Origin of the sequence: Psychrobacter sp. CAL346-MNA-CIBAN-0220, from assembly GCF_040309805.1 — a bacterium.
Lineage (GTDB): Bacteria > Pseudomonadota > Gammaproteobacteria > Pseudomonadales > Moraxellaceae > Psychrobacter.
Genome location: NZ_JBEOPF010000382.1, coordinates 1 through 264, shown reverse-complemented (window position 1 = coordinate 264; position 264 = coordinate 1). Strand labels below are relative to the sequence as shown.

The following is a 264-nucleotide window of genomic DNA, read 5'->3' as shown; positions in this document are numbered from 1 at the left end:
GGCCGACGCATCTCACGCAGTGGTCGTAAATTCTCGCAATTGCTAAAAGACTTAGTGGATAACAATCCAAACATCAGTCAGATAGATCTGGTCGGGCACAGTATGGGCGGCTTGGTCGCTCGTAGTGCACTGTTTTATGGTCAGCAAGAACGCTTGGATTGGGTCAAACGGGTGGGCAATCTTATCACGTTAGGCTCGCCGCATCATGGGGCTGTCCTTGAGCGCATCGGCAACCACGTCCAAGATATTATCGCCAAGCTACCC

1 protein-coding gene is annotated in these 264 nt (G+C 51.9%); it reads left to right on the top strand.

Annotated features, from left to right (window positions below):
- Positions 1-264, top strand: a 264-nt coding sequence (locus AAEY88_RS14055) for an esterase/lipase family protein (RefSeq protein ID WP_407074469.1), incomplete at both ends; no start/stop codon positions are given.